Genomic DNA, 26,242 nt, shown 5'->3' with positions numbered 1-26,242 from the left:
CTAAGATCAGGGATGTATAAAGGGTATTTTAATAAATCAATGAAATGATAAATCAGTACCTAACATTCATTCATATTCACAGGTATTTTGTGCTTAGCAGATTTCATTGCTGCTAAAACCACTTTCAGGGCGTGCACACCATCTTCTCCTGTGATCTTTGGTTCCTCATCATTTGTAACTGCAGATAAGAATGAATTAAGTTCTTCCTTAAGGGGCTCCTTATGATCAACCTTAACCTTCTGGGCATTTTTTCCATAGACCTTAACTGACTGATCTATGTAATCAATGGATATTATACCATCAACACCAGTTATGTCCAGCTGCCTTTTTTTGTAGGGAGTTAACCAGTTAGTTTCAAGGATACCAATAACTCCATTCTCAAATTTCATCATGATCTCTGCATGATCCTCATATATGCATTTTTCAAGTTTACTGCCCATATTAGCGTAAACAGTTGATGCGGGACTGTCAAGAAGATAGAACATAATATCAACTTCATGAATTGCCAGATCTATTGTTACTCCAACATCCTTTATCCTTGGAGGGAAGGGCCCAAGCCTCTTTGCAGATGCAGATACAAGATCACCTATTGCTCCCGCATCTATGAGCTTTTTAGCTTCAAGAACTGCCGGGTTGAATCTTTCAACGTGTCCAGTTGCGAGTTTGACCCCTGCATCATGGGCCGCCTCAACCATCTCCTTTGCTTCGTCAAGTGTGAATGCAATGGGTTTTTCAACCAGAACATTTTTTCCATGTTCTATTGCACTCATAACAACTTCATAATGATAAGTGGTTGGTACACAAACACTGACTACCTCTATTTCAGGCATTTTAAGTATGTTATCATAATCAACAAAACCAACGGTGTTAAATTCCTTGGAAACCTCGGTCATTGTTCCCTTCACAACATCAGAAACTGCCATTAGATTTGCAGTGGGAAGTTCAGAATAAACCCTCACATGGTTGTAGCCCATTGCACCCACACCAATAACACCAACATTAACCTTACTCAAATATAATCCTCCATCATATGTTTTGCAACTTCAACACCTAATTCATGGGGTTTAGCTGCAGAACCTTGTAAATTAACCTTTGAAAGGACTTCTCCTTCCTTTGTAAGTAGAATACTTTGAAGATTCAATACATCTCCATCGGTTCTTGCAGAAACTCCAAGGGGCCATTGACAACCTACCCCAAGTTCTTGAAGAACCGTTTTCTCAGCAATAACTTCACTTTCAGATTGGGAATGATTCAATTTCCGTAAAACATCTCTTTTATCAGTATCATCCCTTGCAACAACTGCAAGAGCTCCCTGACCTGCTGCAGGGGTGAAATATTCTATGGAAAATATTTCGTTGATGTGCTCTGTAAGACCAAGCCTGTTTAAACCTGCTTCAGCCATTATGGTTGCGTCATAATCTCCACGGATTACCTTCTTAATCCTTGTATCTATGTTTCCCCTTATGGGTTTTATGTTGAACTTTTTTTTGTGATACCTGCAGAATGCTTCTCTCCTGAGACTGCTGGTTCCAATATTTGCACCTTCAGGCAGTTCATCCCAAGAATATTTGGATATTAGAACTTCCCTTGGAGATTCTCTCCTTGGAACTGCAACGATTTCAAGGCCGTCTGCAAGTTCAGTTGGAAGGTCCTTGAAACTGTGAACAGCAAAATCAACTGCTCCATCAAGAACTGCTGTGTCCAGCTCCTTTGTGAATATTCCCTTTGCATCGATGTTGTAAAGTTGAGAATCCTTTATTTTATCGCCGGTCGTTTTAATTAAATTTACATTTACTTCTTCATCTGTTATTTTAGATAATGAACTGATTATACTTTTTGTCTGGACAACTGCAAGACTGCTTCCCCGAGTACCAACGTTCACATAACCATCTCCGTGAGTTAGGGGCCGGTTTTTTTCCCTTGAATGATCTGATAATTATTGATCCAATACATTAAGGAGATTCATAGTTACTATAAAACTTAACAAAAGTTTCATGAATTCATAAAAATCCGCTTAATAAATATTAATTTGATTCGTTCCCTAAATCCTTATTCAATGGTTTCTTATGATCTCTAATAAATGTTGCCATGGCTAAGTTACAGCAACTTTAGAAACTCCCATTTACCTTCGCTCCACATCTGAATAGTTGGATCTGTAAACAACAAGAACATTCTTAGAACCCATTAAAACAGCATGATCCAGTGCCTCATCCAAACTCTTTTTAAATGTGAGATCCCTTTTTATAAACTGTTTAACGTTATCTCCAAGGTTATCAGCCAATATAAGATATGTATAAGGTTCCAATGCATTTAAAACAAAAGCTACTGCTTTTTCATCTATTTCTTCACAGGTGATTCCGTACTTACCTCCAAAGATAACTGTTGAATCGCCTTCATCTGAAATTCTCTTCAGCATATCAACTGCCTTTTTAACAGCTTCAACATTCAGTCCAGGGTTGATCTCCTCTATGACCCTAACACCCCTGTGATCCCTAATTGATGTTCTGCCCTTTATGCCTTTAAAAGATTTTAAACCTTTCTTAATAGTATCGATGGGAGTTTCAAGTGTTAAAGCTGTGCAGATAACTGATAATATATTTTGAAGGTGGTAGGGTGCAGGTGCAAAGGCTGAAACTTCAAAGGAACTGTTTAGAAGATTTCCATTTACAGTTTTTAAATCATGGACCTCCACTTGAAATCGTGTTTCATAAAATCCAAAGTGAACATTGGTTGCTTTGACGTTTGCATGAGATTTCAATCCAAATGTGTTGGTTTTATCTTGAATTTTATTTTGAACATTCATCATTTCATTTTGAAGTTCTTCAGACGTTTTAAACATGAACTTCGTTTCAGTCAGGTTTTTGGAGTTATTTGAATAAAATGAGTTGAATGATTCAAAATCACACACAACTCTGCGACTTCTGAATATTTGGGACTTTGCAGCTGCAGCACTGCTTGTTCCACCAGCAACAGGATAATTTTCCACAAGATTGGTTAACACTCCAACATCAGCCAGACCTGTTCCCCCCAATGAAACCTCGAATATGCATAAACCCACTTCAAAGGGATTTTCATAGCCTTCAAGAAATTCTTCCAGAAGTTCCCATGCTTCAACGATACTTGCAGGAGTTATACTTATGTTACGCTTTAATACATGGCTTTCACCATTTTCAAGAACTTCAACACCTAAACTACTTAAGATCAGAGGATTTAAATCCTTAAATATCTCTTTAAGCATGGCCACTGTGCTAGTTTTTCCCTTAACACCTGTAACTTCAATAACTGGAACGTTTATCCGTTCCTCCATTAGGAATTCAACTGCCTCATGGTGGGTCATGAACCTTGAAACCTTCATTGAATCCATGTTGATTCCTGTACCATCATTACCATTTGTATCATCAGTACCCTCATTGAGGTATGACTTTAGATCGCAGTGTACAGGTGCAATTACCCATAATTCCCTATCAATACCCTTTAAAAAATCTGTTCCAACAATTTCTACGTTTTGATCAATTAAAGAGGTTTTTACATCTGATTTCAATGTTTTGTAGATATCCCATGCATAGACCTTAAATCCTGGAATCTTTGCAAACTGTGATGCAATGACAGCCCCCCCATGGGTCATATCCACAACCAGAACATTCATGAACTTACTCCACCTTCGGTGAGTTTTTCACGTACCTTCCTGTAGAAATCAGTTGTGAGCCTTACGAAGTAAGCGTTGTTTGCAGATTTTTTGAATATGATTTCATCCATGTAATTGATTTCTTCCTCGAACTGACCATCTATGACTGCTATTGCCTTTTTACCTTTTCTTAAGAGTTTTACCTTTATAACACTGTCATTGGACACAACGGTTGGTCGTGCACCCAGTTTAAAGGGACATATTGGAACTATTATAAATGCACCTACCTTTGGATCAACTATAGGGCCTCCTGCCGACATGGAATATGCTGTTGAGCCTGATGGAGTTGCCACTATAAGGCCGTCAGCCCTTAACTCCTCCATAACTTCATCATCAACTTTTATCTCTATGTGCAGCATTTTGGCGGGTTTTCGGGTCATGAGCACAACTTCGTTGAGTGCAGAGTGGAGTTTATTGTTGTGACATACCTGAAGCTGGGTTCGTTCTTCAACAAAATAGTTACCCTTTAAAACTTCCCCTATTGCTGTTAATGCATTTTCAGGGTCAATTTCTGTGAGAAAACCAACGGTACCCATGTTTATCCCAAAAATTGGTATTTTTTTCTTGTTGACGAAGCTCTGGGTTCGAAGGATGGTACCATCACCACCAACGGCTATAACCATATCCACATCCATATCTCCAAGTTCACAGCTCAATTCCGTGTACTGTGCGTTATATTTTTTGAGTTCATCCACCAGGGGACTGTCGATGAAGGTTTCAACATCATTTTCCATTAAAAAATCAACTATTTCACTGGAGAGTTCAACAGCTTCATCAATATCACTACGGGCTACAACCCCTACACGCATCAAATTCCCCCTAAAATCTTTATTATATCCTTGTGAATGTTCTTATTACATGCAGCAACTATTGATGTCCTTTCAAGAACGTTAAGTCCACCATTAAGCTCTTTACAGTTTTCATCAGTGACTAAACCATTCGTTTCATTTATTATTAACTTTGCAGCAGACACATCCACTATCCTGAGGTTTCCCCTTATATCAATGAAGGCATCGTAGGTTCCATCTGCAACGTAACAGAGTTCAATTGCAACGGATCCGAGAATTCTCATTCTTCTAACCGTCTTACAGAGGCCGTCTATTTTATCCATTTCTGCCCTGTATATGTAGGCCCCAACTGAAGACGCTGAAATATCCTGCAACGTTGAAGGAATGAGTTTTTTACCATTTAAAGTAGCTCCACAGCCCTTCACACCTTCATAAACATCACCAGTCGCAATGTTTTTAACAAAACCCAGTTCAATGTCTCGGATTGTGAGATCATGCACATTTGAGTCTTTAAATTTGTTTGATTCCATTTCTGATGGATTTGCAGTTCCTGATTGAGTTGAATTTATGGTTTTAGACTTTTTTGATGCATCTGCAACTGCAATGGATATTCCATAGGCCGGTATATTTTTTACTGCGTTGCTTGTACCGTCAAGGGGGTCAACAACAAAAACAACTTCAGAAGCACCTTCTCCAATTTTATGTTCACCTATCTCCTCACTTATCAGGGTAACAGGCCTTCCAGTAGCTTCCAGAATTTCAACCACCTTATCTTCTGCAACCAGATCTATCAATTTTGTTGGAGTACCATCTGCACCCATTTTAACTATTTCTCCACCCTTTTCAGTACCCACAAGGGGAGAAATAACTTCTGAAGCTTCATCCATAATATTCCGTGATACATCACTCCAGAACTTGATATCCTTTTCATTCATTGTTTTTGCCCCTTAAAAGTTTTTATGTACGAAACAAACGTTAAATCCATGAATTGAGCCTATTACTGGAAGAACCTACTACTGAAATATATCCTTATCCTGGGTATCCATATCACATAGGGTTATTTTCCAGGTAAACAACTGATGCAACAACTGCACCGTGTTGCTTAACTGTATGACTTTCATGTGCCATTAGGATTTCCCTTATCTCAAGACCCCTGATATCCATCATGTATCTAACCATTTCCTCTGCTTCTTTTTTTACATCTTCTATGTTTCTGTTAACACCAGAACTCTCTACAACACATCCGAAGTCATCAGATCTTGCAAGGGCCACTGCAGCAGATATAATATCTCCCTCCCTATCAGATGAAGCGTAGGAAAGAACACAGTTCACCATTTTTCCTGCAGGAAATTCTGGGAGTTCAACTACCTGAGTACCTGCAGGGAGTATGCTTGAAACTTTTATAAGATTTATATCACCTATTCCAGCGTCTAAAAGTGCATTATCAAATGCATTGAGCTTTGTTGGGCCTTCTGCCCTTCCTGATGTTATTGAAACTTTCATTCGTATCACTCGTTCGATCCTTTGTTAAATCCTCAAGCACATTTCACTGGCCTGACAACTTAAAAACTTAAATATTGAAAAAAATATACGTAAATCTATACCTATTCTATATCAAGGAGTATCTATAATAACTTTGCATGTATAAACATAAAATAAGATATATCCTTTGAATTTGGAACGTTGGTCATTTTACGTTTTCAGAAATTTGAACCTGAAAGAGGATTCAATCTAATTAAATGTAAAATACATCTTAATTATTCTTAATTAAGAGTTAAGAGGATTATACTGGAGGTAAGTAATATGTCAAAGAAGGTAGTGGAAGTTAAAACCTTAAAAGTCGGTAAATATGTAATATTAGGCGATGAAGCATCAAAGATCACACACATACAAACATCATCCCCTGGAAAACACGGAGCTGCAAAGGCAAGGGTTGAAGCAGTTGGAGTATTCGACAACCAGAAAAGAAGCATAGTCAAACCTGTTGATGCAAAGATAGACATCCCAATAATAGACAAACGTGCAGCTCAGGTTCTTGCTCTTATGGGAAGCGATGTCCAGCTCATGGACCTTGAAACCTACGAAACATTTGAACTACCAATCCCTGAGGATCTGAAAGACAAACTTGTTGAAGGTGTTGAAGCAGATTACATCGTTGCGATGGGCAACATGAAACTCATGAGGGTAAAAGGATAAGTGGTTAATCAAATAACTGCTTAATTCCTTTGGATATTATTTAAGCTTTAGTCCCAGGATCATCTGAAGGTATCATAAATGTTTTTTTATACAGAAAGTCCGTTAAAATTTGCTTTCGCAAGGGAAGCCAACGATTTTAATGAACTTGAATCCAGAGATGATCCAGATAAACCCGTTTTTGGTGTCGTGGGTGTGCCCTTCGATGGCACAACAACCTACAAACCAGGAGCAAGGTACGGCCCCAGATCCGTAAGGGAAGCATCCTACAACTTCGAAAGGTACAACTTCATTTTAAATAAAAATCTTGATGCTACGGTCTACGATCTGGGTGACGTTGAAGTTACACATGGAAACTTCAAAAAAACCTCCAAAAACGTTGAATCAACCATTTCAGAAATTCTTGACATGAACATGGTTCCTTTAACAATTGGAGGAGAACACAGCATAAGTTACAGTGTTTTAAAGGCATTTGAAACTGAAGATTTGACTGTTATACATTTCGATGCCCACTGCGACCTCATAGACAGGTACATGGATGAGAAGTATTCCCATGCAACGGTTATGCGCAGAATATTCGATTTAAACCCCAAGGAGATCATCCAGATCGGTGTGAGATCTGCCTCAGAGGAGGAAGCTATCCTTGCATCTGAAGAGGGTATCAAACAGTTCAAAACCCATGACGTTAAAGAAAATATCAGTGCAGTGGAGGATCTCATGGGATCCATTGAAGGACCAGTTTACGTGAGCCTGGACCTTGACGTTCTTGACCCTGCATACGCTCCATCTGTTGGAACACCCGCACCCTGCGGTCTGAACCCACATGAACTTGAAAGACTTATATTCAGTTTAAAAGGTTGTGAAGTTGTTGGATTCGATCTTGTGGAAGTTTCATCAACACAGATGGGAGATATAACTTCAATAAATGGTGCCAAGTCAATATACGACTTTTTATGTCTTTACTGAATTTTTTACTGAATATCGTCCGAAAAAATATTCTGAGAAGAATTTAACACCCTCTCAAGGGGAAATTCCATTTCCATTAGATTTCTTTTATTTTCAGTTTTGTTAAGAAAGGGTTCATCCCACGCAAAATTTAATATCGTACTTCAAACAGATATGAAAACTCAATTAATTAAAGCTTGGAAAAGGGGTGCATCAATGAAAATGGATGCATCAATAATTCATTCATATGAAATCCAATTTAAACCGTTATTTTCTTGCTTGTAAAAAAAAATTTTAGTTAAAGATTTTAGTTAAATAATTAAAACTGATAAAATTTAAATTAATAACAGTTGATTAAGAAATGAAAAATTGATTAAGAACAGTTGATTAAAAATTTGAAGGTGGATAATTATGTACACAAGAGAAGTCACACTTTCCGGTCATATAATAGACTCCCTTGCCCTTCCAAAAACCATGGACCTCATAATGGACAAGGGTGGCGACTTCAAGATACTGGAATTTGAAGTGGGTAAAAGAAAAAAAGATGTGAGTACTGCACGTATACGTGTTGCAGCAGAAACTGAATCTCTCCTTGGTGAAATACTCGATGAGCTCAGTGAAATTGGTGCCCTGATCACTGAACTCAAGGAAGTTCAACTTTTAAGATCCGAGAAGGATAAAACACTTCCACCAGATTTTTATTCAACAACACATCATCCAACATACATAAGGCAAAATGGAGAGTGGTTGAAGGTTCAGGACATAGAAATGGACTGTATGATAGTCTTTGACCCTGAAACAAAAAGGGCCTTCTGCAAGCCAATCGGAAGGATTCAGAAAGGTGACCTTGTGGTTGTTGGAAGGGAAGGCATAAAGGTTGTGCCTCCAGAAAGGCCAAGGGGTAAAAAGGGTGTTTTTGAATTCATGTCCAGTGAAGCATCCTCTGAAAAACCGATAAAGTCCACGGTCAAAAAGATAGCTGCTGAAATAAAGGAGATAAAACGTAACAATGGTAAAATAGCAGTTGTTGCAGGACCTGCAGTTGTTCACACAGGTTCAGCACCTGTACTGGCCGAGATGATTAAGGATGGAATCGTGGACGTTATCTTTGCAGGTAACGCCCTTGCAACCCATGATATAGAGAGTGCGCTCTACGGCACTTCCCTTGGAATATGTGTGAAAAGTGGTGAAGCCACTGTAAGGGGCCATAAACACCATATATATGCAATAAATGAAATAAACAAGGCGGGATCCATAAGGGAAGCTGTTGAGAAGGGTGTTCTTAAAAAGGGAATAATGTATGAGTGTATAAAAAATAACGCAGATTATGTGCTTGCAGGTTCCATAAGGGATGATGGTCCACTTCCAGATGTCATAACAGATGTTATCGATGCTCAGGATGAAATGAGGAAACACGTGAAGGACGTGGATATGGTCATAATGATCTCAACCATGCTCCACTCCATAGCAGTTGGAAACATACTCCCATCACACGTTAAAAGCATATGTGTGGATATAAACCCTGCAACAGTCACAAAACTTGCAGACAGGGGAAGTGCCCAGGTTGTGGGTATCGTTACAGATGTTGGAGCATTTCTGCCAATGTTGAAGGATGAACTGGACAGCTAAAATTTTTTTTATGCTTAGGGCAACCTAAGCAGTCCCCTACTTATTCATTCAATTTCTTATTTTGCATTACTCTACAGTAAAAACAAACTTTATAATAACCCCATCCTTACTATTTTTAAATGGAAAATTTCATATGTTTTTCAATCTTAGGTACTAAAAAGCGTTTAAGAGGTTTATATTGAATCAAACTTTATATGAACAATCCTATTACCGAATCTGTTTTTAAATGGTGGAATTAAAGCCAGCCAGCGTATTGATTTCCATCTTTCCCGGTGATGATCGAAGTAGTGCCACTCTTTGATGAATTCAATTCTGCTGTTCAATTCTTCCATCCCTTTTCTTCCCCTTTTAACTCCCCATTGAAGTGTTGCATCTATACTGTACTGGTTCTTGATTAAATCTTGTTTCTGGCTCTGTTTAACCAGTGCCGGCGATGTGGTTTCAAGGAGCATTTCAGCACCTGGAAATGCAGTCACCAATTTATTCATGAGATCCTTTACCTCTGCCTCTGTAAAATACATCAATACTCCTTCTGAAATAATCAGGACGGATCCGCTAGGGGTTACATCCTCCATCCACGAATAATCAAATGCAGATCTGGCTATCATCTTGTAACGGTCTGTTTCATCGAAGAAGTTTCGTCTGATCCTGATGGGCTCTGGTAAATCCAGATCGTACCAGTGAATCCTGCCGTTGTCCAGTCTTGAAAATCGGGTGTCGAGACCGCAGCCAATATTGATTATGATAGCATCAGGGTGTTTTTTGATGAAAACCTTTGTTGCGTTATCTAAAATTTCTGTTCTAACAACGACACTGATCTGGGTTGGCCATTCTTCATCAAGCTTTGCAAAGTCGTATTCAATTTCCTCAATTATCTCTGCTGCCTTCTCATCCTTTATGATTGGATCAGGATACTCCGCTTCAACTGCCCTTGCCCAGAGCGGGATGAGTAAAGTTTCAGACACTCCCTTCAGATTTTGTTTCATATGCAACCGCCTTGAATTTTTATTTTTATAAAAAATGATTTCATTAATCTTTATGTCTAAATAACAGTTACTAAATGGTTTCTAAACTAAATATATTTAATTCATGATAATTCTTAACATTAGTAAATTCAATTAAAATCATTGATATTATAATTGAATATTGAAATCAGTTCATTTATTTAATGAAACAGTAATTTTATCATCACACATAAGAATACCAAATGGAGTAAAATCAAATAATAGTAACAATGGGGTTTTCTATGATAAGAGGGAATGTATTCAATGTATTTACAGATGAAATTTATCCTGCAGAGATAGAAATCAAAAATGGGATTATAAGTTGTGTAAAACCTGTAGATCAGAAATTTGAAGGTTTGATCCTTCCAGGTTTCATAGATGCACATATACACATCGAAAGCTCCATGCTCACACCCTCACGTTTTGCAGAGGCGGTTGTGCCCCATGGAACCACTGCAGTTGTTACGGATCCCCATGAAATTGCAAACGTGATGGGACTTGAGGGCATCCGTTACATGATGGACGATGCATGTAATGTTCCCCTTAAAACCTACTTCACAGCACCTTCATGTGTCCCTGCTACACCATTTGAAACATCCGGTGCCAGCCTCGGCCCAGAGGAAGTTGAAGGCCTCCTTAAAATGGATGATGTTGTTGCACTTGGCGAGATGATGAACTTTCCAGGGGTTTTAAATGAATATCCACAAGTCATGGCAAAGTTAGATGCTGCAAAAAGATCTAAGAAACCTGTTGATGGACATGCTCCTCTTTTATCAGGAGCAGACCTCTGCAGATACACGGCTTCAGGAATATCAACTGAGCATGAGTGCACAGAGCTTGTTGAAGCCCTTGAGAAGAAGAGGTTAGGGATGAAGCTCATGCTGAGGGAGGGTTCTTCAGCCAGGAACCTCAGGGATCTCTTCAAGGCAGGTGGTGAATTCATTGTATCCGATGACAAACACCCCCAGGATCTGCAGGTCGGACATGTGGATGTTATGCTTCGAAATGCTGTGGAATATGGGGTTGATCCAGTTGAAGCTGTTAAGATGGTTACACTGAACCCCTCAAATCATTACAACATTAATATAGGTTCAATATCCTCTGGAAAAGCTGCAGATATCGTTTTTGTGGATGATCTTAAGAACTTCCATGTTGATAGGGTTTTAATAAATGGAGAAATGGTTGCAGATAATGGTAAACCTCTCTTTAAAGTCAATCCCCTTGAACTTCCAAGTACATTTGATTTAAAACCTAAAAATGCTGATGATTTTGATATCAGAACTGACGGTAACAATGGAAATGTAACGGTCAGGGTAATCAACGTTTTAGAGGACCAGCTTTTAACCCTTGAATCTGAAGCTCTTTTAAAGGTATCAGATGGAACCCTGAAACCTGATGTGGAAAATGACATCCTTAAAATTGCTGTTGTGGAACGGTACGGACACAACAGAATATCAAATGCATTTGTAAAGGGATTTAACCTTAAAAAGGGAGCTATTGCATCCAGTGTTGCCCATGATTCCCACAACGTTGTGGTTGTTGGAACAACAAGTTATGACATGGCAGCAGCTGTTAATGAACTTCTTAAAAATAAAGGTGGAATTGTAGCCACTGCAGATGGAGAATTTTCAAGTTTGAAGCTTCCAGTAGCTGGTTTAATGAGTAGGGATCCTGTTGATGAAGTTGCAGGTAAACTGAATGAACTTCACGATTTTGTAAGAGATATGGGCTCCAAACTGGAATCACCCCTCATGACCATGTCCTTCATGGCACTGCTTGTAATTCCAAAGCTTAAAATAAGTGATCAGGGACTTTTTGATGTTGAAAAATTTGAATTCAGTGATGTTGTTAAGAAGGACTAAAAAAGGATTGAAAGGAATGTTATCAGAAACTATCCTTAAAGTACAATCCTTTAATCCCTAAATTACTTTAAAAAATAGATGATTGAAATTTTTAATTAATTTTAATTAAATTTAAAAAAGGAATTTGAAAAAACAGATGTTTAACATTATTCATACTTGCTGAAGGCCTCTGAAATTTTCTTCATGGCTTTCTTGTGTTCCACACTACCTACTTTGTTCACTATCCGTGAGATCTCCTTCATCCTGTGGCGGTAAAGTTTTTCCATATCCCCTGAAACCATGTCCATACGTGTGAGGTAAACCAGGCCCTCTATAACTCCATAAATTGCCCGGTTCAATGGTTCAACATGTTCCTTTTTCTTAACGATTTCCTTGACCTCTGCATTGATAACGGTGGTTGTGGAGACTCCGAACTGGTCCTCCCTCTCAACATCACGCAGACGTGTGACTTCCACATAAAGAAATGCATCTGTCCCTTTTAGATAAAATTCATTGTTGAAATGTTCAAATGATTCTTCAGAAGGATTTCCCAGGGTTGATTCCACGAAGATCATTGGATCCTTGGTTATGTTGACAACGAATTTTTCTTCAAGTTTTATGTTCCTCACGGTCTGAGAGCCCTGGTGAAGGTAGAGTACAACCTCATTTTCGTTCTTACAGATAACACCCATTGGGGCTGCGTTGGGTGTTCCATCCTCGTTTCTTGTGGTCACAACTGTCTCGTAGAGAAGACCCCTTTCCATTCCAACAGATTCCAGGTTCAACAATTCATCCACTTTAAACTTAATTAATTATATCATGAATCCCTTTTTTAATCCAATGACTGTCTTTAAGAGTTTCGGTGCTCAGTACACTACAAAGCTACTTTTTAAGGACGAAACCCTCAAGATTTCCATTGATGATACAGTCAAATTCAATTTCCTTGTCCCATCCTGCGTTCTGGAACATCTTGTTGTAACAGAGGCCAAGGAGTTTTCCATCCTTTTTGAGTATCTTGGAAACCGTTTCATTAACATCCTCAGTTTTTATATTTGCCTTTGGAAGTGTTAATCCGCCCAGAAGAGCCACAACATCTGCATGGGGATCTGCATCCTCTGAAAACTGCATTCCCTGGGGTGTTAGTTCCACCTTACGTGCTGTACTCAGATCCAGGCCCGTTACAAATACAGATTCCTTGTCCCTTACCGCATAGGCAAAGAGCTCTGCAAATGGGCTACAAACTCCAGGCATTCCTGCAAATGTGATTTTATTTGCATTAGCCACTTCTTCCTTAAATGCCAAGATGTTCTCTGTAATTCCGCTAAATTCCTTTACCTTCCTCATTGTATCGCCTTGATCCTTATTTAAATCCGAGGTTATATTAATAGTTGAGCAAGTGAATACTCCACGATTTCAAACCTAGAAATAACCCTTTAACAATCAGAATTAAGCATTGTTAACTTCTAAAATTGTTGAAAACAAAACACTTCAAATAATTTAAAATAAACAATTATTTAAGGCTTCAAAAATCGTGAGAAGCCCCTTTCATTATTATATAAATTATGTACGCTATTATAAGAATTATTATAACTGGTAAAAGCCAGATCAGAAGGTAAAAAACTGCAACAGCCAGTATTATGGCCACAACTATGTATGCAACATCTTTAAGTTCCATGTTCTTTTTTAGGGTGGGTAAGATATAAGTATATTTCCATGAGAAATCTATAAAAAAATAGGATCAACTACTTCAAAGGAAGGGGCTAAAACTCATTTATAGTCCTATCTAAAAATTAATTAATCACATACTAATGGACAGTTAAAATCTTTTTACGAGTTTAAAGTAAATAAGAATGAAATAAATGAGTAGTGAAGTTTCAACTCAATTACATATATTCAAATTAAAAGACTGAAAATAAGAGGAGTTACATATGAAGATATTAGTTGTTAACAATCACGGACAGTACAATCACAGGATTTACAGGACTCTGCATTACCTCAAGATACCTGCAGAGATGATACCCAACACAACAACCTTAGAGGAAATAGAAGAAAAGGAAGCTATAGGAATAGTTTTAGGTGGCGGTCCATCAATTGAAAGGGCTGGAAACTCTGCAGAATACGTTAAAAATCTGGACATCCCAATACTTGGAATATGCCTTGGCCATCAAATAATAGCACAGACCTACGGTGCAGAAATAGGTGCAGCAGGTGCTGAAAGTTATGCCAAGATCAAACTGGACATAATCGATGAAAACGATATTTTCAAGGGACTTGGAGATGAGATGGAGGTATGGGCCTCCCACAAGGATGAGATAAAGACACTTCCAAAAGGATTTAAACTCCTTGCAACATCCCCAATATGCAGTGTTGAAGCAATGAAACATGAATCCAAGCCAGTTTATGGAATACAGTTCCATCCGGAGGTTCATCATACCGAGAATGGTGAGAAGATATTTGAGAATTTTTATGAGGTTTGTAAGAAACTTCGTGAATAAACCTTTTTTTAAAAAAGTTTTAGATTAAATGAAAAGCTTTATAATTTACTGTTAACGAGTTATTTTAATGATTAACAAAGTTAGGGAAATCCCTCCGCAGAAGATATTTTTAATAATAGGAATAATTTTTGGAATAATTTTCCTGATTGTAACTCCCCCGTTTCAGGTTCCAGATGAAGAAGTACATTTTTACAAGGCTTACACCTTAAGTGAGGGCATGTTAACCCCTGAAAAAGTGGGTAACGAAACAGGATATTACGTTTCACAGAGTCTTTTATATGATACACAGAAATTTCGTTATCTACGCTTTCAGCCAGAACATAAGGTAAAAACCAACTCAATTATCTTCTCATTAGAAACGCCTATTAATAACAATAAATTAGTCTTTTTAGATTATCACAATGTTGGCGTACCCATTCCAATAGCTTATCCTCCAATTCCTTACCTTATACCCGCATTGGCTATGGGCTTAATCAGCTTTATAGTCAACCCTTCTGTACTGTTTTTAATGTACATAGGCAGGTTGGTAAATCTCCTTGTATGGGCCATCCTGATTTACCTTGCAATAAAGATAAGCCCAGTCCATAAATGGGTTTTTGTACTCCTTGCATTAATGCCAATGACCCTATTCCAGGCAGCATCACTTTCAGTTGACAGTTTTACCATGGGAATATGCTTCTTAACAATTGCATTCATATTCAAACTCTCATTCAAAGAAAATAACATCAACAAAAAAGATATTTTAATCCTGCTAATCTTCACACTGCTAATTACATTATCCAAACCCGGATATGTGATTATTCTAATGGGATTACTGATGATACCCATTGTGAAGTTCAGATCAAAGGCAAAAAAATTGATATTGCTGATGCTTGTACCTTTAACTGCATTCATAAGCAACAAATTATGGAACTCATTACTGGTTTTAGACACTGCAACTGGAGGATCTGGACGACACAACTCATTCTATTCAATCATAGCCGATCCAATAAACTTCATCAACATCGTTATCAACACCATAAACCTCAAATTCAACTTCTACCTTGTAACTTTTGTTGGGAAATTTGGATGGTTAGATACACCACTCGCCCTTAAAACAAGCATTGCAGTTTATTTAGCAGGTATATATCTAGGAATTATCATTTTAACCGCATTAATAGACAAAAATAAGTTAAACGTGAGCTTAAAACAAAAAATAGTGGCATTTAGTACATCTGCACTCCTTGCAATCTTAATATTTGTTAGCCAATATACGTCCTGGACTGCAAAAGGGGCCACAATAATAGAAGGTGTGCAGGGAAGATACCTTCTACCATTAACACCGTTGATATTCATTATTTTATATAACAACAAGGATAAAATCATCATAAAAGGTAAAAAAATTAATTTAAGCCCAAAAAATATCTCACTACTTGTAATTCCCGTTGTTTTAGTATATCTCACAGTTTCAGTCTTTACAATCATAAGTAGATTCTACCTGATGTAAAACCCAAAATTCATTAAATCTTAAAAATCATTACTTATGAAAAAAATGTAGATGAATCTACGTAAAGGTAGATGAAGCTACATAAATTTATACTTGTTCCTCTAAAATAGATCATTAATATTAAGGTGAAAAAATGTTCGATCCATCTGATTTTATAACAGAATCCATAGAAGAAATAAAAAATCGTATAGGCGATAAAAAAGCCATAATAGCCTTATCTGGAGGAGTTGACAGTTCTGTAGCATCTGTTTTAACATCCAGAGCAATAGAAGACCAATTACTTGCAGTTTTCGTTGATCATGGACTTTTACGTGAAGGAGAAGCAGATTACGTCCAGAAAACCTTTGAAAACAGACTCAATTTCAGATCCGTGGATGCAAAGGAGGAATTTCTGGGAAAGCTTGAGGGTGTTGAGGATCCTGAAGAAAAACGGAAGATCATTGGTGAAGTGTTCATAAGGGTTTTCGAGAGAATTGCAAAGGAAGAAGGAGCTGAATTCCTTGTTCAGGGTACAATAGCTCCAGATTGGATAGAGAGCCAGGGAAACATCAAATCTCACCACAACGTTGCACTTCCAGAGGGACTTGTTCTTGAGGTTGTTGAACCTATAAGAGAACTTTACAAGGACGAAGTAAGATTACTAGGAACTGAAATGGGCCTTCCTGATGATATGGTATCAAGGCAACCTTATCCTGGACCTGGACTTGCTGTGCGTATTGCAGGAAAAATAACCCCTGAGAAGATAAAGGTGTGCAGAAAGGCAAATGCAATAGTTGACGAAGAGGTCAAAAAAGAGGGTCTTGATAAAACTCTATGGCAGTACTTTGCAGTACTAACTGATACAAAGGTTACAGGAGTGAAGGGAGATATACGGGACTACGGATACCTTGTTGTGATCCGTATGGTTGAATCCCTAGATGCAATGACTGCAGACGTTCCAGAACTCCCATGGAATATGGTTAAAACAATTTCGCAGCGCATAACTGCTGAAATATCTGAAGTAACCCACGTTGCCCTTTCAGTAAGTGATAAACCACCAAGCACAATTGAGCTTGCTTAAAAACACTTCTTATTTTAATTTTTTTTATTATTGGTTGAAGTTTTTCTGATTTTTTAGGTTAAATAAACAAGTTGCGAACCACGTTTTAAAAATAAAAAAATCTTTTATAAAAAATCCTCAATAATAAGCACTCAAGGGTTTTTTACAGTTCAAACGAACTACTGAATGTAGTCCTCCCGAACTGGAGAGAAAACTTCAACAGCCACTGAGTCCTCTTTTATTTCAGCCCCATGATCTACGTTTCCATTAATTGACCAGCTGTCACCGGGCTTCATATCATAATTCTCACCATCTATTGTTAAGATTATATTTCCCGATACCAGATACCCTGTCTGTTCCTCAGGATGTCTGTGCATTGGCAGTGTGTTTCCACCATCCAGTAGAAACTCTGTTAACATGGTTTTAGAACCATAAACCAATGTTTTACGTTTAATACCCTCTGAAACTATTATATACTCTTTTTTATCATCACTAACTTCATGGTTGGACATAGTTTAACTCCAAAATATAACCCATCAACATATCCTTAAGATATTCAACTGTTAATTTTTTATGGTTAAAAAGTAGATCTTCTGATGTTTAAATGTTTATTTTATGGATTTCATGGCTTTTTTCCAAAAATGATAAAGAAATTTATGATAAAAAATCTATAAATATTATCATGAAAACCTCGAGCACCTCCAACTCTCAAAAGATTCCGATATATTTCTACCAAAGAGACAAGGTGGAAATGGTGGAAAGAATTGAAAAACCCCCTGAAGAATGGAAAAAGATTCTTAGCCCCGAATCTTACAGGGTTTCAAGGGAAAAGGGAACTGAACTTGCCTTCACAGGTAAGTACCATGACTGCCATGAGGATGGAATCTACAGATGTGTTTGCTGTGGAACGGATCTCTTCGATTCAAAGACCAAGTTCGATTCTGGAACTGGCTGGCCGAGTTTCTGGGCTCCCATTGCAGAAGATAACGTTCAAACAAAGACGGATAGAAGTCTTATCATGGTGAGAAAAGAGGTTCTCTGCGCCAGATGTGATGCCCACCTAGGACATGTCTTCGATGACGGTCCAGAACCCACAGGTAAAAGGTACTGTATGAATTCTGCATCCCTGAGCTTTGTAAAAAGGTAAATGATTGAGGAGATTTAACCTGTTAACTTCAACCTTTCATAACTTATCACATGCTCACTAATTTTTTATTGAAGAAAGTGGATACTATCTAACAACATGATAAATGGAAAAACAGCCTACCTCAAAAAACTCACTTCACGGATGAAGATGCAGTCTGTGGATGTTGGTAAGGAACTTGAGGGCAGCACTCCACCATCTGTTTTTATAGGAAGCTGGAACTATCCCAAGGTCTACGCAGGCCCAATGATCGCCCCGCTTCAAGGAGACACAACCATAATGGACACTCCAGAGTCCTGGATACCCCAGGAAAAAACCCAGGAGGACATCATTGGTTACAGGCTCAACCTGGTTCGTGGAAAACAGCTTGTGGGTATAAGGGACCTTGAAAATAACTTCGTTGAGAAGCTTCAGGAGATATCCCTTGCATCCAACTCCATAGACAGTGAAGCAGAGTTTGGAAAAAAACCCAGAGGGGTTTCCTTCAGCGATGAACATGCACCCCACGGTCCAAGCGCTCTTATACAGAAGTTCGATATTGACAGTGTTAAATGGGACCATGAACTTGAGAAAACCTACTACGACAGCGATTTAAGGGCATCTGATGCACTGATGGACCTTCATAAAAAGGAAGTTCCATTTTCCAGCATGCAGAAGGCATTTTCAGTGGGAGCAATGGGTGTTGGTAAAAGAAGGCGGCTTGTACCAACCAGATGGTCAATAACAGCCTGTGACAGCACAATAGCAGACCATCTACTGAATGAGGTTAGGTATTACGATCTGATAGACTCTCACAGGGTTTACGAATTTTCAAGCCTCAACAACTACTACGCCATACTTCTCTTACCTCTGGAGTGGCAGTACGAATGGATGGAAGCATTTTTACACGTTTTAGGTCGTGAAGAACTGATATTCTCAGATTATGAGGAAAATGGTGGTAAAAAGGGTTATTCCAGGGTTGGAGGCTGTTACTACACCTGCAAAATGGGTGTGCTGGAGGAGCTTGCCCGTATAAAAAAACAGGCAGGAGCCATAGTTTTAAGGGAGGCCTACAATGGATACGTTCCCCTGGGAGTTTTCAATGTACGTGAAAATGTCAGGCATGCCATGAGCCAACCCTACCATGAATTTGAGGATATGAAGTCTGCACTCAACTACATATCAACGAAGTTAAAACTGCCAATGGACAAGTTCGTTAAACAAAGCGACCTTTTAAAGGAGCTGTTGCAGTCAAGACAGACAACACTTGATGCTTTTATACAAAAAAGGTTTTAAATAGGGTTTAAAATATTCTATTTTAATATTTTTAAAAGTAGTGGAATGTTTTTAGAATAAGGGGGATGATTCAACTGGAACTCATTTTTAGAAGACCATCAAGGACTGCAAGGGAAGCCATGTGTCAATCTGCCCTCAATCTCAAACACGTGCCTGGAGGCAGATATGAAGAGGTATCTACTGCAGAAGAAATTGTGGCTGAAACAACAGGTCATGAATACTCTAAAATCGTTGGAAGCGGCAACTCCGCAATACTGGCTGTCATGAGCAGTTTCAAGGAGAGGGTAATGGTTCCAGATCAGGGCGGATGGAGCGGTTTCAGGAAGATGGCAGATTTCAGGGGCATTGAAACCGTTGAAGTGCCCACAGATGAGGGTTTAATAAACCCTGACGTTTTAAATGATTACCTCAAAGTAAAGAGTCCTGAAGCACTGTTCATGACGAGCTTCGCAGGTTACATGGCAGAACAGCTAGTGAAGGATTTGTACGAAGTCTGTGAGGATAATGGGGTTTTGCTGGTTGAGGATGCATCTGGATCCATTGGAGACCCTGAAAAAAGGCTTGCAAATGGAAACCATGCCCACGTTATAATAGCATCAACTGGAACACCAAAGACTGTGAACGTTGGAAATGGAGGTTTCATCACAACAGATGATAAAAAGCTTTTAGACAACTCCAGTTACATACTGAAGAGCCTGAAGGCTGACCCTGTGACCTGTGCAGGTATAGCTGAGGAAATCAAAAATGCTCCTGAGATCATTTCAAAGACATTGAAATCATGTGAAATACTGAAAAAAGAGTTGAACGAACTCAAAATATATCACAAAAATAAAAGGGGCATCAACGTTTGTATATTTCATGAAAACCCTAAGAGAATGGGTTACAATCTAAGACAAAACCTGAAAGTTGAAGGTGGAGGAATTGTAACTGTGTGTCCACGTTACGATAGAATAAAGGAAAAAGGTGTGTGTATAGAACTAAAAAATCTGGATGTTAAATGTTTGAATAGACATAATATCCTTCAGGCCTCTGAGATCATTCTTGATGTCATTAGATCATCATGAAAATTAAGAATAGCTAAAAAGATCGGCACATCCTTTTTTTACTCAAGGGGGGTTATGAATGCTTAGGATTATGGACGTTTATTTATAGAATCAAATATATTACAAAATCAATTATTTTATTTAATGCTTGAGAGGTGGGTGATGGGAGTGGGAGCAATATCCCTAATTTAACCCTAAACAAGTCTTAATCCACCTTCATTTATCAATAACAAGTAAAGCCGTTCTCTCAATCAACACCCGTGTAATTGTTCCTGCTGCTTCAATTTCAGAGTCCTGAAGGTTGTAAAGTTCCTTGAGAAGGGGTTCATCAGGTTCAAGTACATCATCATCCCTTTTACCAACCACCCCCTCGATTTTTGCCATTACATCAAATGTGCAGCCCACAGCAACGGCACAGATATTCATTTCTCCATCCTTTATTCCCAGTACATCAAGTGCACGTGATATCTGTCTCTGGGCTGATGCACGCAGACATATCTCAAGGCCAAGGTCCTTTGCGATATTTTCTTCACGTTTGAATGCATTTAAAGCTTGAAGTGCAGCACTGAAGGCATGGCCTTTACCTGCAACTGCCTCTGCATCCATGAGTTGTACTGTGCAGTTGAGATTCAGATCATGAAGTCCCTGCATTAGCTCCTTGAAATTTCCAACGTTGGACTTAAACCCGGCCACCTGTATATTTGCATAATTAGTTGCATTAGTTTTAGATTCCATTGAATTTGTACCCCTTGATTCTAAGTAATTTTGTTTTAATTATTATTTTATTAGTTTTTAATCTTTTAATTTTGAATTAATCGGTTATATCATATTTATTCTATTTTTTATCAGTTTTTTTTTAGTTTTAAAATTTTTTCCCGTCCGGATTGAATGATGGATGCAAATCCTTCTATTCTGAATGTCCAGTAAACCTTCATAACTCCCTTGAAGAATTTTGACAGGGCGAACACTATCTCAAAGATAACAGCTATCTGGAAGATGAAGATCAGAATCCCAAGCAAGTTATGCCAGTTGAAAGAGAGTTTTAAAGTGGACACTGGAAGGAATCCTATTCCAAAAGCGTTTAAAATAAAAAGAAGGAACAACCCAACAATGAACTGCACCGTGGACATGAAAAAGAGTTCTCCTGCACTTAAAATAGATTTGAAAACCTTTTCTTTCATATTTTCCAGGGCCATTACATATGTGAAGGAAAGAAGGGATAATGTGGCTGAAACAAGGACAAAAACTTCTATAAGGTTGATTATCTCATCGAAGTTCTTGGAATTGATTGATGCAGCTATAAGAGGTATTAAAAACCCTATTGTGAGTAACCTACTGAGGTAAGTGGTTAAAAAGTGGTTAAATACCTTAAAAAATTTTGATATAATTGAAAGTAACCTTTTTATTTCTCTTTTTCCTTCAAATACCATGTTACACCTTATGAATGTATTTTAGAATTGTTATCTGGTTTAGATTGTAGATCCTCATTGAGTATTAAAGAAATGCATTGAATATAAAAATTCTTTTTAGGTTTAATTCTTTTTAAGTTTTAATTTATTGAAACAACTCTTATTAAAATAAAAAGAATTATAAAAAAAGAAAAAATTAATGATATTTCAGCTGGAAGTTTCCTTGGATTCTCGGATCTTCTTATCACTCAGTATTTTGTTTATTCCACCGAGAACAGCTTCCACACTGGCCATTATGATGTCTGGTTGGGTGCTTCTTGCACTCACTATGTTTTCACCGTTTCGAAGCTTGACAACAACGTCTATGAGTGCATCTGTACCTCCGGTTATTGCATCCACATGGTATTCTTCAAGGGTTATGTCTGCAACACCTGCCATGCTCTTTCTTATGGCCACGATTGCTGCGTCCACTGGTCCAACACCAACACCTGCTTCAAGTTTCTCTATATCCTCAACCTTGAGTTTAACTGATGCCGTTGGTGTGACCTTGTTTCCTGAGACTATTGTGAGCTCTTCAAGCTCCACTGGCTTTTCAGGAAGAACTCCAAGAACGTCCTCAGCGATTGCCTGAAGATCAACGTCTGTAACGCATTTTCCCATGTCTCCCAGGGCTTTTATCCTTGAGAATATCTGCTGGAACCTTTCCTCATCCACCCTGAGGCCCATCTCATTTATCTTCTGCCTTATTATATGGGAACCCACGTGTTTGCCCATTACAAATCTGCGCTTATGTCCAACAAGCTCAGGCGTTATGGGTTCGTATGTTTCTGCCTTTTTCATAACTCCATCTGCATGTATTCCTGATTCATGTGCAAATGCATTTTCACCCACTATTGCCTTGTTGGGCTGGAGGTATATTCCAGTCATCCTTGCAACGGTCCTTGACATATCGTAGAGCATTCCTACGTTAACTCCAGTTTCAACCTTGTAGAGGGAGTGAAGTGCTACAACAAGTTCTTCAAGGGATGCATTTCCTGCACGCTCTCCTATACCGTTTATTGTTACATGGGCCTGTGTTGCACCTGCCCTTAAAGCTGAAAGGGTGTTTGCAACTGCCAGTCCGAAGTCATTGTGGCAGTGGACGCTCACAGGGACTCCAAGGTCTGTCAGACCGCCGTAGAATTCATAGGCACGTTCAGGAGTTAGCATTCCCACAGTGTCGCATGCACAAATTCTATGGGCACCTGCATCTATTCCTTCACTGAAGATTTCCTTCAGAAAGTCAAAATCTGTTCTTGTTGAGTCTTCTGCAGACAGTTCAACTGTGAGTCCGTGATCAACAGCGTATTCAGTTGATTCCACTGCAAATTCCTGGACATCTTCCCTGGTTTTTCGTAGTTTGTGCTTTATATGAAGATCGGATGTTGGAACAACGAGATGAACACTATCAACACCACACTCAATTGCTGCATCAATATCAACCTTAACTGCCCTTGCAAAGCTGCATATTTCTGCGTTGAGACCCTCTGAAACTATGTTTTTTATTCCCTGTCTTTCTCCTTCAGATGTAATTGCTGAACCTGCCTCAATAACGTCAACTCCAAGTTCATCGAGTTTAACAGCAGTTCTCAGCTTCTGATCCGGAGTTAAGGAAACTCCAGGGGTTTGTTCCCCATCCCTAAGTGTTGTGTCGAATATTTTGACCTTCAAAAAACTCCCTTCCATTTGTTGAATTATTTTTACTTACCATTTATTTTACACTTTTATTTGATCTTGTGATTGATAAATTTATCATCACATTGATTTTATTATCACTACAATCATCACACCCATGTCAAAGACTTTTGAAAAACCACAGTTTATCTGATAAAATAAATAAAAATATTAAAAATATAGGATGAAATGGTTATTTAAAATGAATTTAAAGTGAATTTAAGCCAAAAAAAGAATACTTAGAAGTTTCAACGAATTTAAATCTTCTTCAAAAGGGATATCACCCGTGTTAAGCTTTTATGCATCCTTATATGATGCTGTTCAATTATTTTGAAGCCAGTACCCTTGATCACTTCCTTCATATCCATGTAATGAGGTGTTGCCATACAAACGAGTCCATCATCCTTTAGGAGTTTCTCTAGGGAGTGCATGGATTGGTTGTAAAGCTTTGGCTTTTCTTCCCCACCTGTTGATGCAGATATTCCATAGGGAGGGTCCATTACAATTGCATCCACCACGTATGGCAGATTTATTTGTCTTGCATCTGACTGGAAAACCTCATAATCTTTGATACCGCAGTACTCAAGGTTCTTAATGGTTCCCTCAACCATTCTCTCATCTATGTCTGCCCCAACAACCCTTGCTCCAATGATTCCTGCCTCTATGAGTATTCCTCCAGTTCCACAGAAGGGGTCAAGGACCCTGTCTCCATTTCCAACCATGGTGAGGTTGACCATGCACCTCGCAAGCTTGGGGCTCATGGATCCAGGGTAAAAAAAGGGTCTTTTATGGGGTTTCAGGTTGTAGAAATGTTTTTTAGCCACCTTAAAAATTCTCTCGCACACAAGAATCTCTTCCCCTATGAAGATGGTCCTAATGAAAGTTTCAGGATTTTTGAGGTTTACCCGAATGTTATCATGTACCATATCATCTATTGTTCCACCCATCTTCCATTCAAGATCCGTTGTGTTGAATTTCTGATCTTTGTTCATTCTCTTGATTCTCACAGCGTAATCCTTTTTTATCAGGTTTTTCCAGGGATACTTCTGGATTTCATCCATTAAACCCTGTTCATCTGTTCTGATCAAAAGTTTGGAAGCCTCATGTACGTATGAAAACCTTTTCTCTACTTTGTGGAAGGCTTCAACTTCTTCATCAGGGATTTCAAGGGTTAAAATGCCACCATATTCCATTTTTATCTGGAATGGAATGTTTTCAGCATTTAATATAGATTCAACTTCTGCCCGAGGTAGTGTTGGATGTTCCTGGGACATTATGAGTACTATTTCCATAGATTCAACAACCCCTTCATGATCATTCCAGGAAGAATGGATATGAGAAGCCCACTTTTAAGCATCTCCTTTATGAGTGTGGACTGTGTGTCCATATCTCCATATTCAGATATCATTGATTCAGCACCGCCTTTTTTAAGCTTCATGAACATTCTGTCAAGTTCTTCATCAGTCATGGCCCCAAATATCTTCTTAACTTCAAGCTGCATTCTGAGCTCATTTTTGTATTCCTTCATATAATTTTTCGGATAATCCTGAAGAAGTTTCATATCTTCTTCATCCAGGGCTTTTGAAACCACATCTGAAGCCATATTAGCACATTTAAATCCTATTAGGAGTCCGCCGCCTGTTGTTGGTTTCACTTGGGATGCAGCATCCCCTAATATTATGGTCCTACCGCATAATATCTTCTTTTTCGGGTCGTATTGAGGTATGAATCCCTGATACTTCTTAACAACTGATGCGCCTTCGAACTGTTTATCATTACTTATAAATTCATTCAATATATGGTTAAGGTTCTTGTAGCTGGTATCTGCGAAGAGCCCCACCCTTGCCCTTGACTCTGAAATTGGAATCACCCATATGAATCCAGGGGATATATCGGAATTCACATGGAGCTGAACGTAGTCGCTGTTGAAAACCTTGGATCCTGTATCCACCAGGTACTGAGCTGCCTGAACTGTTTTTGAGGGTGGGTTCATTTTACTTGAAACAAATGATCCATGACCATCAGCCCCCACAATTACCTTTGCAGATATTGTGCCATGGTCCTTAACATGAATTTCACCATTTTCAATATCAATACCATTCACACGATGATTTAAAAGCAAATCTGCGCCTGCATCAACTGCTTTTTCTGCTAAAAATTTATCGTATGCCACCCTGTCAAGAACGTAAGCTGCAGGTTCCTTTTTAGCAACGGATAACACCGTGCCTGAAGGAGAATGTAGGTAAGCGCCGTATACTTTGTTCACTATGAACTCTTCAGGTAGAATGTTCGTATCCATTATCTTCTTTCCAACAAGACCTGCACACTGCAGTGGAACACCTACCTCTTTTTTTCTTTCAATTATACCTACTTTAAATCCTTTCTCTGCCATTTGCCTTGCAAAACTTGATCCTACAGGCCCTGCGCCAACAACTGCAACGTCATAATCATTCATATTATCCTTTCCAGTTTTTGATCATTTATTTACACTAGTTACAACCTTTGAGGGGAGATTGAAACCTATCGAAACTGGATTTCAATCAGATCAGATCC

At 38.5% G+C, this 26,242-nt stretch carries 26 protein-coding genes; 10 read left to right on the top strand and 16 right to left on the bottom strand.

Annotation, left to right across the window (positions count from 1 at the left end):
- Positions 1–59 precede the first annotated feature (59 nt).
- The 6 genes from MCBB_RS01650 to MCBB_RS01625 all read right to left on the bottom strand — a co-directional run bounded on the left by MCBB_RS01650 (position 60) and on the right by MCBB_RS01625 (position 5,976).
- Positions 60–1,013, bottom strand: coding sequence for a Gfo/Idh/MocA family protein (locus MCBB_RS01650; RefSeq protein WP_071905980.1), 954 nt, complete (start codon positions 1,011–1,013; stop codon positions 60–62).
- Positions 1,010–1,882, bottom strand: a complete 873-nt coding sequence (hemC, locus tag MCBB_RS01645) for a hydroxymethylbilane synthase (protein ID WP_071905979.1) — start codon at positions 1,880–1,882, stop codon at positions 1,010–1,012. The genes MCBB_RS01650 and hemC overlap by 4 nt, the downstream gene beginning before the upstream one ends.
- A 240-nt stretch (positions 1,883–2,122) precedes the next feature.
- Positions 2,123–3,646: a coenzyme F430 synthase gene (gene cfbE / locus MCBB_RS01640; RefSeq protein ID WP_071905977.1), complete on the bottom strand. Its 1,524-nt coding sequence runs from the start codon at positions 3,644–3,646 to the stop codon at positions 2,123–2,125.
- Positions 3,643–4,494 (bottom strand): NAD(+) kinase, encoded by an 852-nt coding sequence (locus MCBB_RS01635; RefSeq protein ID WP_071905975.1) that lies wholly within the window; start codon positions 4,492–4,494, stop codon positions 3,643–3,645. Before MCBB_RS01635 ends, cfbE begins: the two co-directional genes overlap by 4 nt.
- Positions 4,494–5,408, bottom strand: a complete 915-nt coding sequence (locus MCBB_RS01630; protein ID WP_071905974.1) for a bifunctional fructose-bisphosphatase/inositol-phosphate phosphatase — start codon at positions 5,406–5,408, stop codon at positions 4,494–4,496. Before MCBB_RS01630 ends, MCBB_RS01635 begins: the two co-directional genes overlap by 1 nt.
- A gap of 112 nt (positions 5,409–5,520) precedes the next feature.
- Positions 5,521–5,976, bottom strand: coding sequence for a pyruvoyl-dependent arginine decarboxylase (locus tag MCBB_RS01625; protein ID WP_071905973.1), 456 nt, complete (start codon positions 5,974–5,976; stop codon positions 5,521–5,523).
- Positions 5,977–6,276: 300 nt separating this feature from the next.
- On the opposite strand from MCBB_RS01625, the gene MCBB_RS01620 reads away from it, so the two are divergent.
- The 3 genes from MCBB_RS01620 (at position 6,277) to MCBB_RS01610 (ending at position 9,240) form a co-directional block, all read left to right on the top strand.
- Positions 6,277–6,669: a translation initiation factor IF-5A gene (locus MCBB_RS01620; RefSeq protein WP_071905972.1), complete on the top strand. Its 393-nt coding sequence runs from the start codon at positions 6,277–6,279 to the stop codon at positions 6,667–6,669.
- Positions 6,670–6,747: 78 nt separating this feature from the next.
- Entirely contained in the window at positions 6,748–7,632 is an 885-nt protein-coding gene (gene speB / locus MCBB_RS01615; RefSeq protein WP_071905971.1) for an agmatinase, read from the top strand.
- A 390-nt stretch (positions 7,633–8,022) separates the two neighbouring features.
- Positions 8,023–9,240, top strand: coding sequence for an ornithine cyclodeaminase (locus tag MCBB_RS01610; protein WP_071905970.1), 1,218 nt, complete (start codon positions 8,023–8,025; stop codon positions 9,238–9,240).
- A 173-nt stretch (positions 9,241–9,413) separates the two neighbouring features.
- Here the strand turns inward: MCBB_RS01610 and MCBB_RS01605 are convergent, their stop codons facing one another.
- Positions 9,414–10,226, bottom strand: a complete 813-nt coding sequence (locus MCBB_RS01605; RefSeq protein WP_071905969.1) for a class I SAM-dependent methyltransferase — start codon at positions 10,224–10,226, stop codon at positions 9,414–9,416.
- A 260-nt stretch (positions 10,227–10,486) separates the two neighbouring features.
- On the opposite strand from MCBB_RS01605, the gene ade reads away from it, so the two are divergent.
- Complete coding sequence (gene ade, locus MCBB_RS01600; RefSeq protein ID WP_071905968.1) at positions 10,487–12,106, top strand: adenine deaminase; 1,620 nt, start codon at positions 10,487–10,489, stop codon at positions 12,104–12,106.
- A gap of 146 nt (positions 12,107–12,252) precedes the next feature.
- Here the strand turns inward: ade and MCBB_RS01595 are convergent, their stop codons facing one another.
- From MCBB_RS01595 to MCBB_RS12030, 3 genes are all read right to left on the bottom strand, one after another.
- Positions 12,253–12,882: a DUF447 domain-containing protein gene (locus MCBB_RS01595; protein WP_231916379.1), complete on the bottom strand. Its 630-nt coding sequence runs from the start codon at positions 12,880–12,882 to the stop codon at positions 12,253–12,255.
- Between the two features lie 85 nt (positions 12,883–12,967).
- Complete coding sequence (locus tag MCBB_RS01590; RefSeq protein ID WP_071905966.1) at positions 12,968–13,429, bottom strand: DUF2124 family protein; 462 nt, start codon at positions 13,427–13,429, stop codon at positions 12,968–12,970.
- A 178-nt stretch (positions 13,430–13,607) separates the two neighbouring features.
- Entirely contained in the window at positions 13,608–13,760 is a 153-nt protein-coding gene (locus MCBB_RS12030; protein ID WP_171899066.1) for a hypothetical protein, read from the bottom strand.
- 253 nt (positions 13,761–14,013) lie between these two features.
- Here MCBB_RS12030 and MCBB_RS01585 point away from each other — a divergent pair, with 253 nt between their 5' ends.
- The 3 genes from MCBB_RS01585 (at position 14,014) to guaA (ending at position 17,126) form a co-directional block, all read left to right on the top strand.
- Complete coding sequence (locus tag MCBB_RS01585) at positions 14,014–14,580, top strand: GMP synthase subunit A (protein ID WP_071905965.1); 567 nt, start codon at positions 14,014–14,016, stop codon at positions 14,578–14,580.
- Between the two features lie 67 nt (positions 14,581–14,647).
- Complete coding sequence (locus MCBB_RS01580) at positions 14,648–16,066, top strand: DUF2142 domain-containing protein (RefSeq protein WP_071905964.1); 1,419 nt, start codon at positions 14,648–14,650, stop codon at positions 16,064–16,066.
- Positions 16,067–16,199: 133 nt separating this feature from the next.
- Positions 16,200–17,126 (top strand): glutamine-hydrolyzing GMP synthase, encoded by a 927-nt coding sequence (gene guaA / locus MCBB_RS01575; RefSeq protein WP_071905963.1) that lies wholly within the window; start codon positions 16,200–16,202, stop codon positions 17,124–17,126.
- 158 nt (positions 17,127–17,284) lie between these two features.
- Here the strand turns inward: guaA and MCBB_RS01570 are convergent, their stop codons facing one another.
- Entirely contained in the window at positions 17,285–17,617 is a 333-nt protein-coding gene (locus tag MCBB_RS01570) for a cupin domain-containing protein (RefSeq protein WP_071905962.1), read from the bottom strand.
- A gap of 239 nt (positions 17,618–17,856) precedes the next feature.
- Here MCBB_RS01570 and msrB point away from each other — a divergent pair, with 239 nt between their 5' ends.
- The 3 genes from msrB (at position 17,857) to MCBB_RS01555 (ending at position 20,588) form a co-directional block, all read left to right on the top strand.
- Positions 17,857–18,252, top strand: coding sequence for a peptide-methionine (R)-S-oxide reductase MsrB (gene msrB / locus MCBB_RS01565; RefSeq protein ID WP_071905961.1), 396 nt, complete (start codon positions 17,857–17,859; stop codon positions 18,250–18,252).
- A gap of 96 nt (positions 18,253–18,348) precedes the next feature.
- Positions 18,349–19,524: an Nre family DNA repair protein gene (locus MCBB_RS01560; protein ID WP_171899065.1), complete on the top strand. Its 1,176-nt coding sequence runs from the start codon at positions 18,349–18,351 to the stop codon at positions 19,522–19,524.
- 65 nt (positions 19,525–19,589) lie between these two features.
- On the top strand, positions 19,590–20,588 hold the full coding sequence (locus MCBB_RS01555; protein ID WP_084789734.1) for a DegT/DnrJ/EryC1/StrS family aminotransferase: 999 nt from the start codon (positions 19,590–19,592) through the stop codon (positions 20,586–20,588).
- A gap of 195 nt (positions 20,589–20,783) precedes the next feature.
- Here MCBB_RS01555 and cgi121 read toward each other — a convergent pair whose 3' ends face one another.
- The 5 genes from cgi121 to MCBB_RS01530 form a co-directional block, all read right to left on the bottom strand.
- The gene (gene cgi121, locus MCBB_RS01550) at positions 20,784–21,302 is read right to left on the bottom strand and encodes a KEOPS complex subunit Cgi121 (protein ID WP_071905960.1); all 519 of its coding nucleotides are present in this window, start codon (positions 21,300–21,302) and stop codon (positions 20,784–20,786) included.
- A 110-nt stretch (positions 21,303–21,412) separates the two neighbouring features.
- On the bottom strand, positions 21,413–21,997 hold the full coding sequence (locus tag MCBB_RS01545) for a hypothetical protein (RefSeq protein ID WP_071905959.1): 585 nt from the start codon (positions 21,995–21,997) through the stop codon (positions 21,413–21,415).
- A gap of 186 nt (positions 21,998–22,183) precedes the next feature.
- Complete coding sequence (locus MCBB_RS01540; protein WP_071905958.1) at positions 22,184–23,686, bottom strand: (R)-citramalate synthase; 1,503 nt, start codon at positions 23,684–23,686, stop codon at positions 22,184–22,186.
- A gap of 260 nt (positions 23,687–23,946) precedes the next feature.
- A complete protein-coding gene (locus tag MCBB_RS01535; RefSeq protein ID WP_071905957.1) occupies positions 23,947–24,981 on the bottom strand; it encodes a TIGR01177 family methyltransferase in 1,035 nt (344 codons plus the stop codon).
- Complete coding sequence (locus tag MCBB_RS01530; RefSeq protein ID WP_071905956.1) at positions 24,972–26,144, bottom strand: geranylgeranyl reductase family protein; 1,173 nt, start codon at positions 26,142–26,144, stop codon at positions 24,972–24,974. Before MCBB_RS01530 ends, MCBB_RS01535 begins: the two co-directional genes overlap by 10 nt.
- Positions 26,145–26,242: the final 98 nt, after the last annotated feature.

The organism is Methanobacterium congolense, assembly GCF_900095295.1.
Taxonomy (GTDB): domain Archaea; phylum Methanobacteriota; class Methanobacteria; order Methanobacteriales; family Methanobacteriaceae; genus Methanobacterium_C; species Methanobacterium_C congolense.
This window is presented reverse-complemented; position numbering and strand designations above follow the sequence as displayed.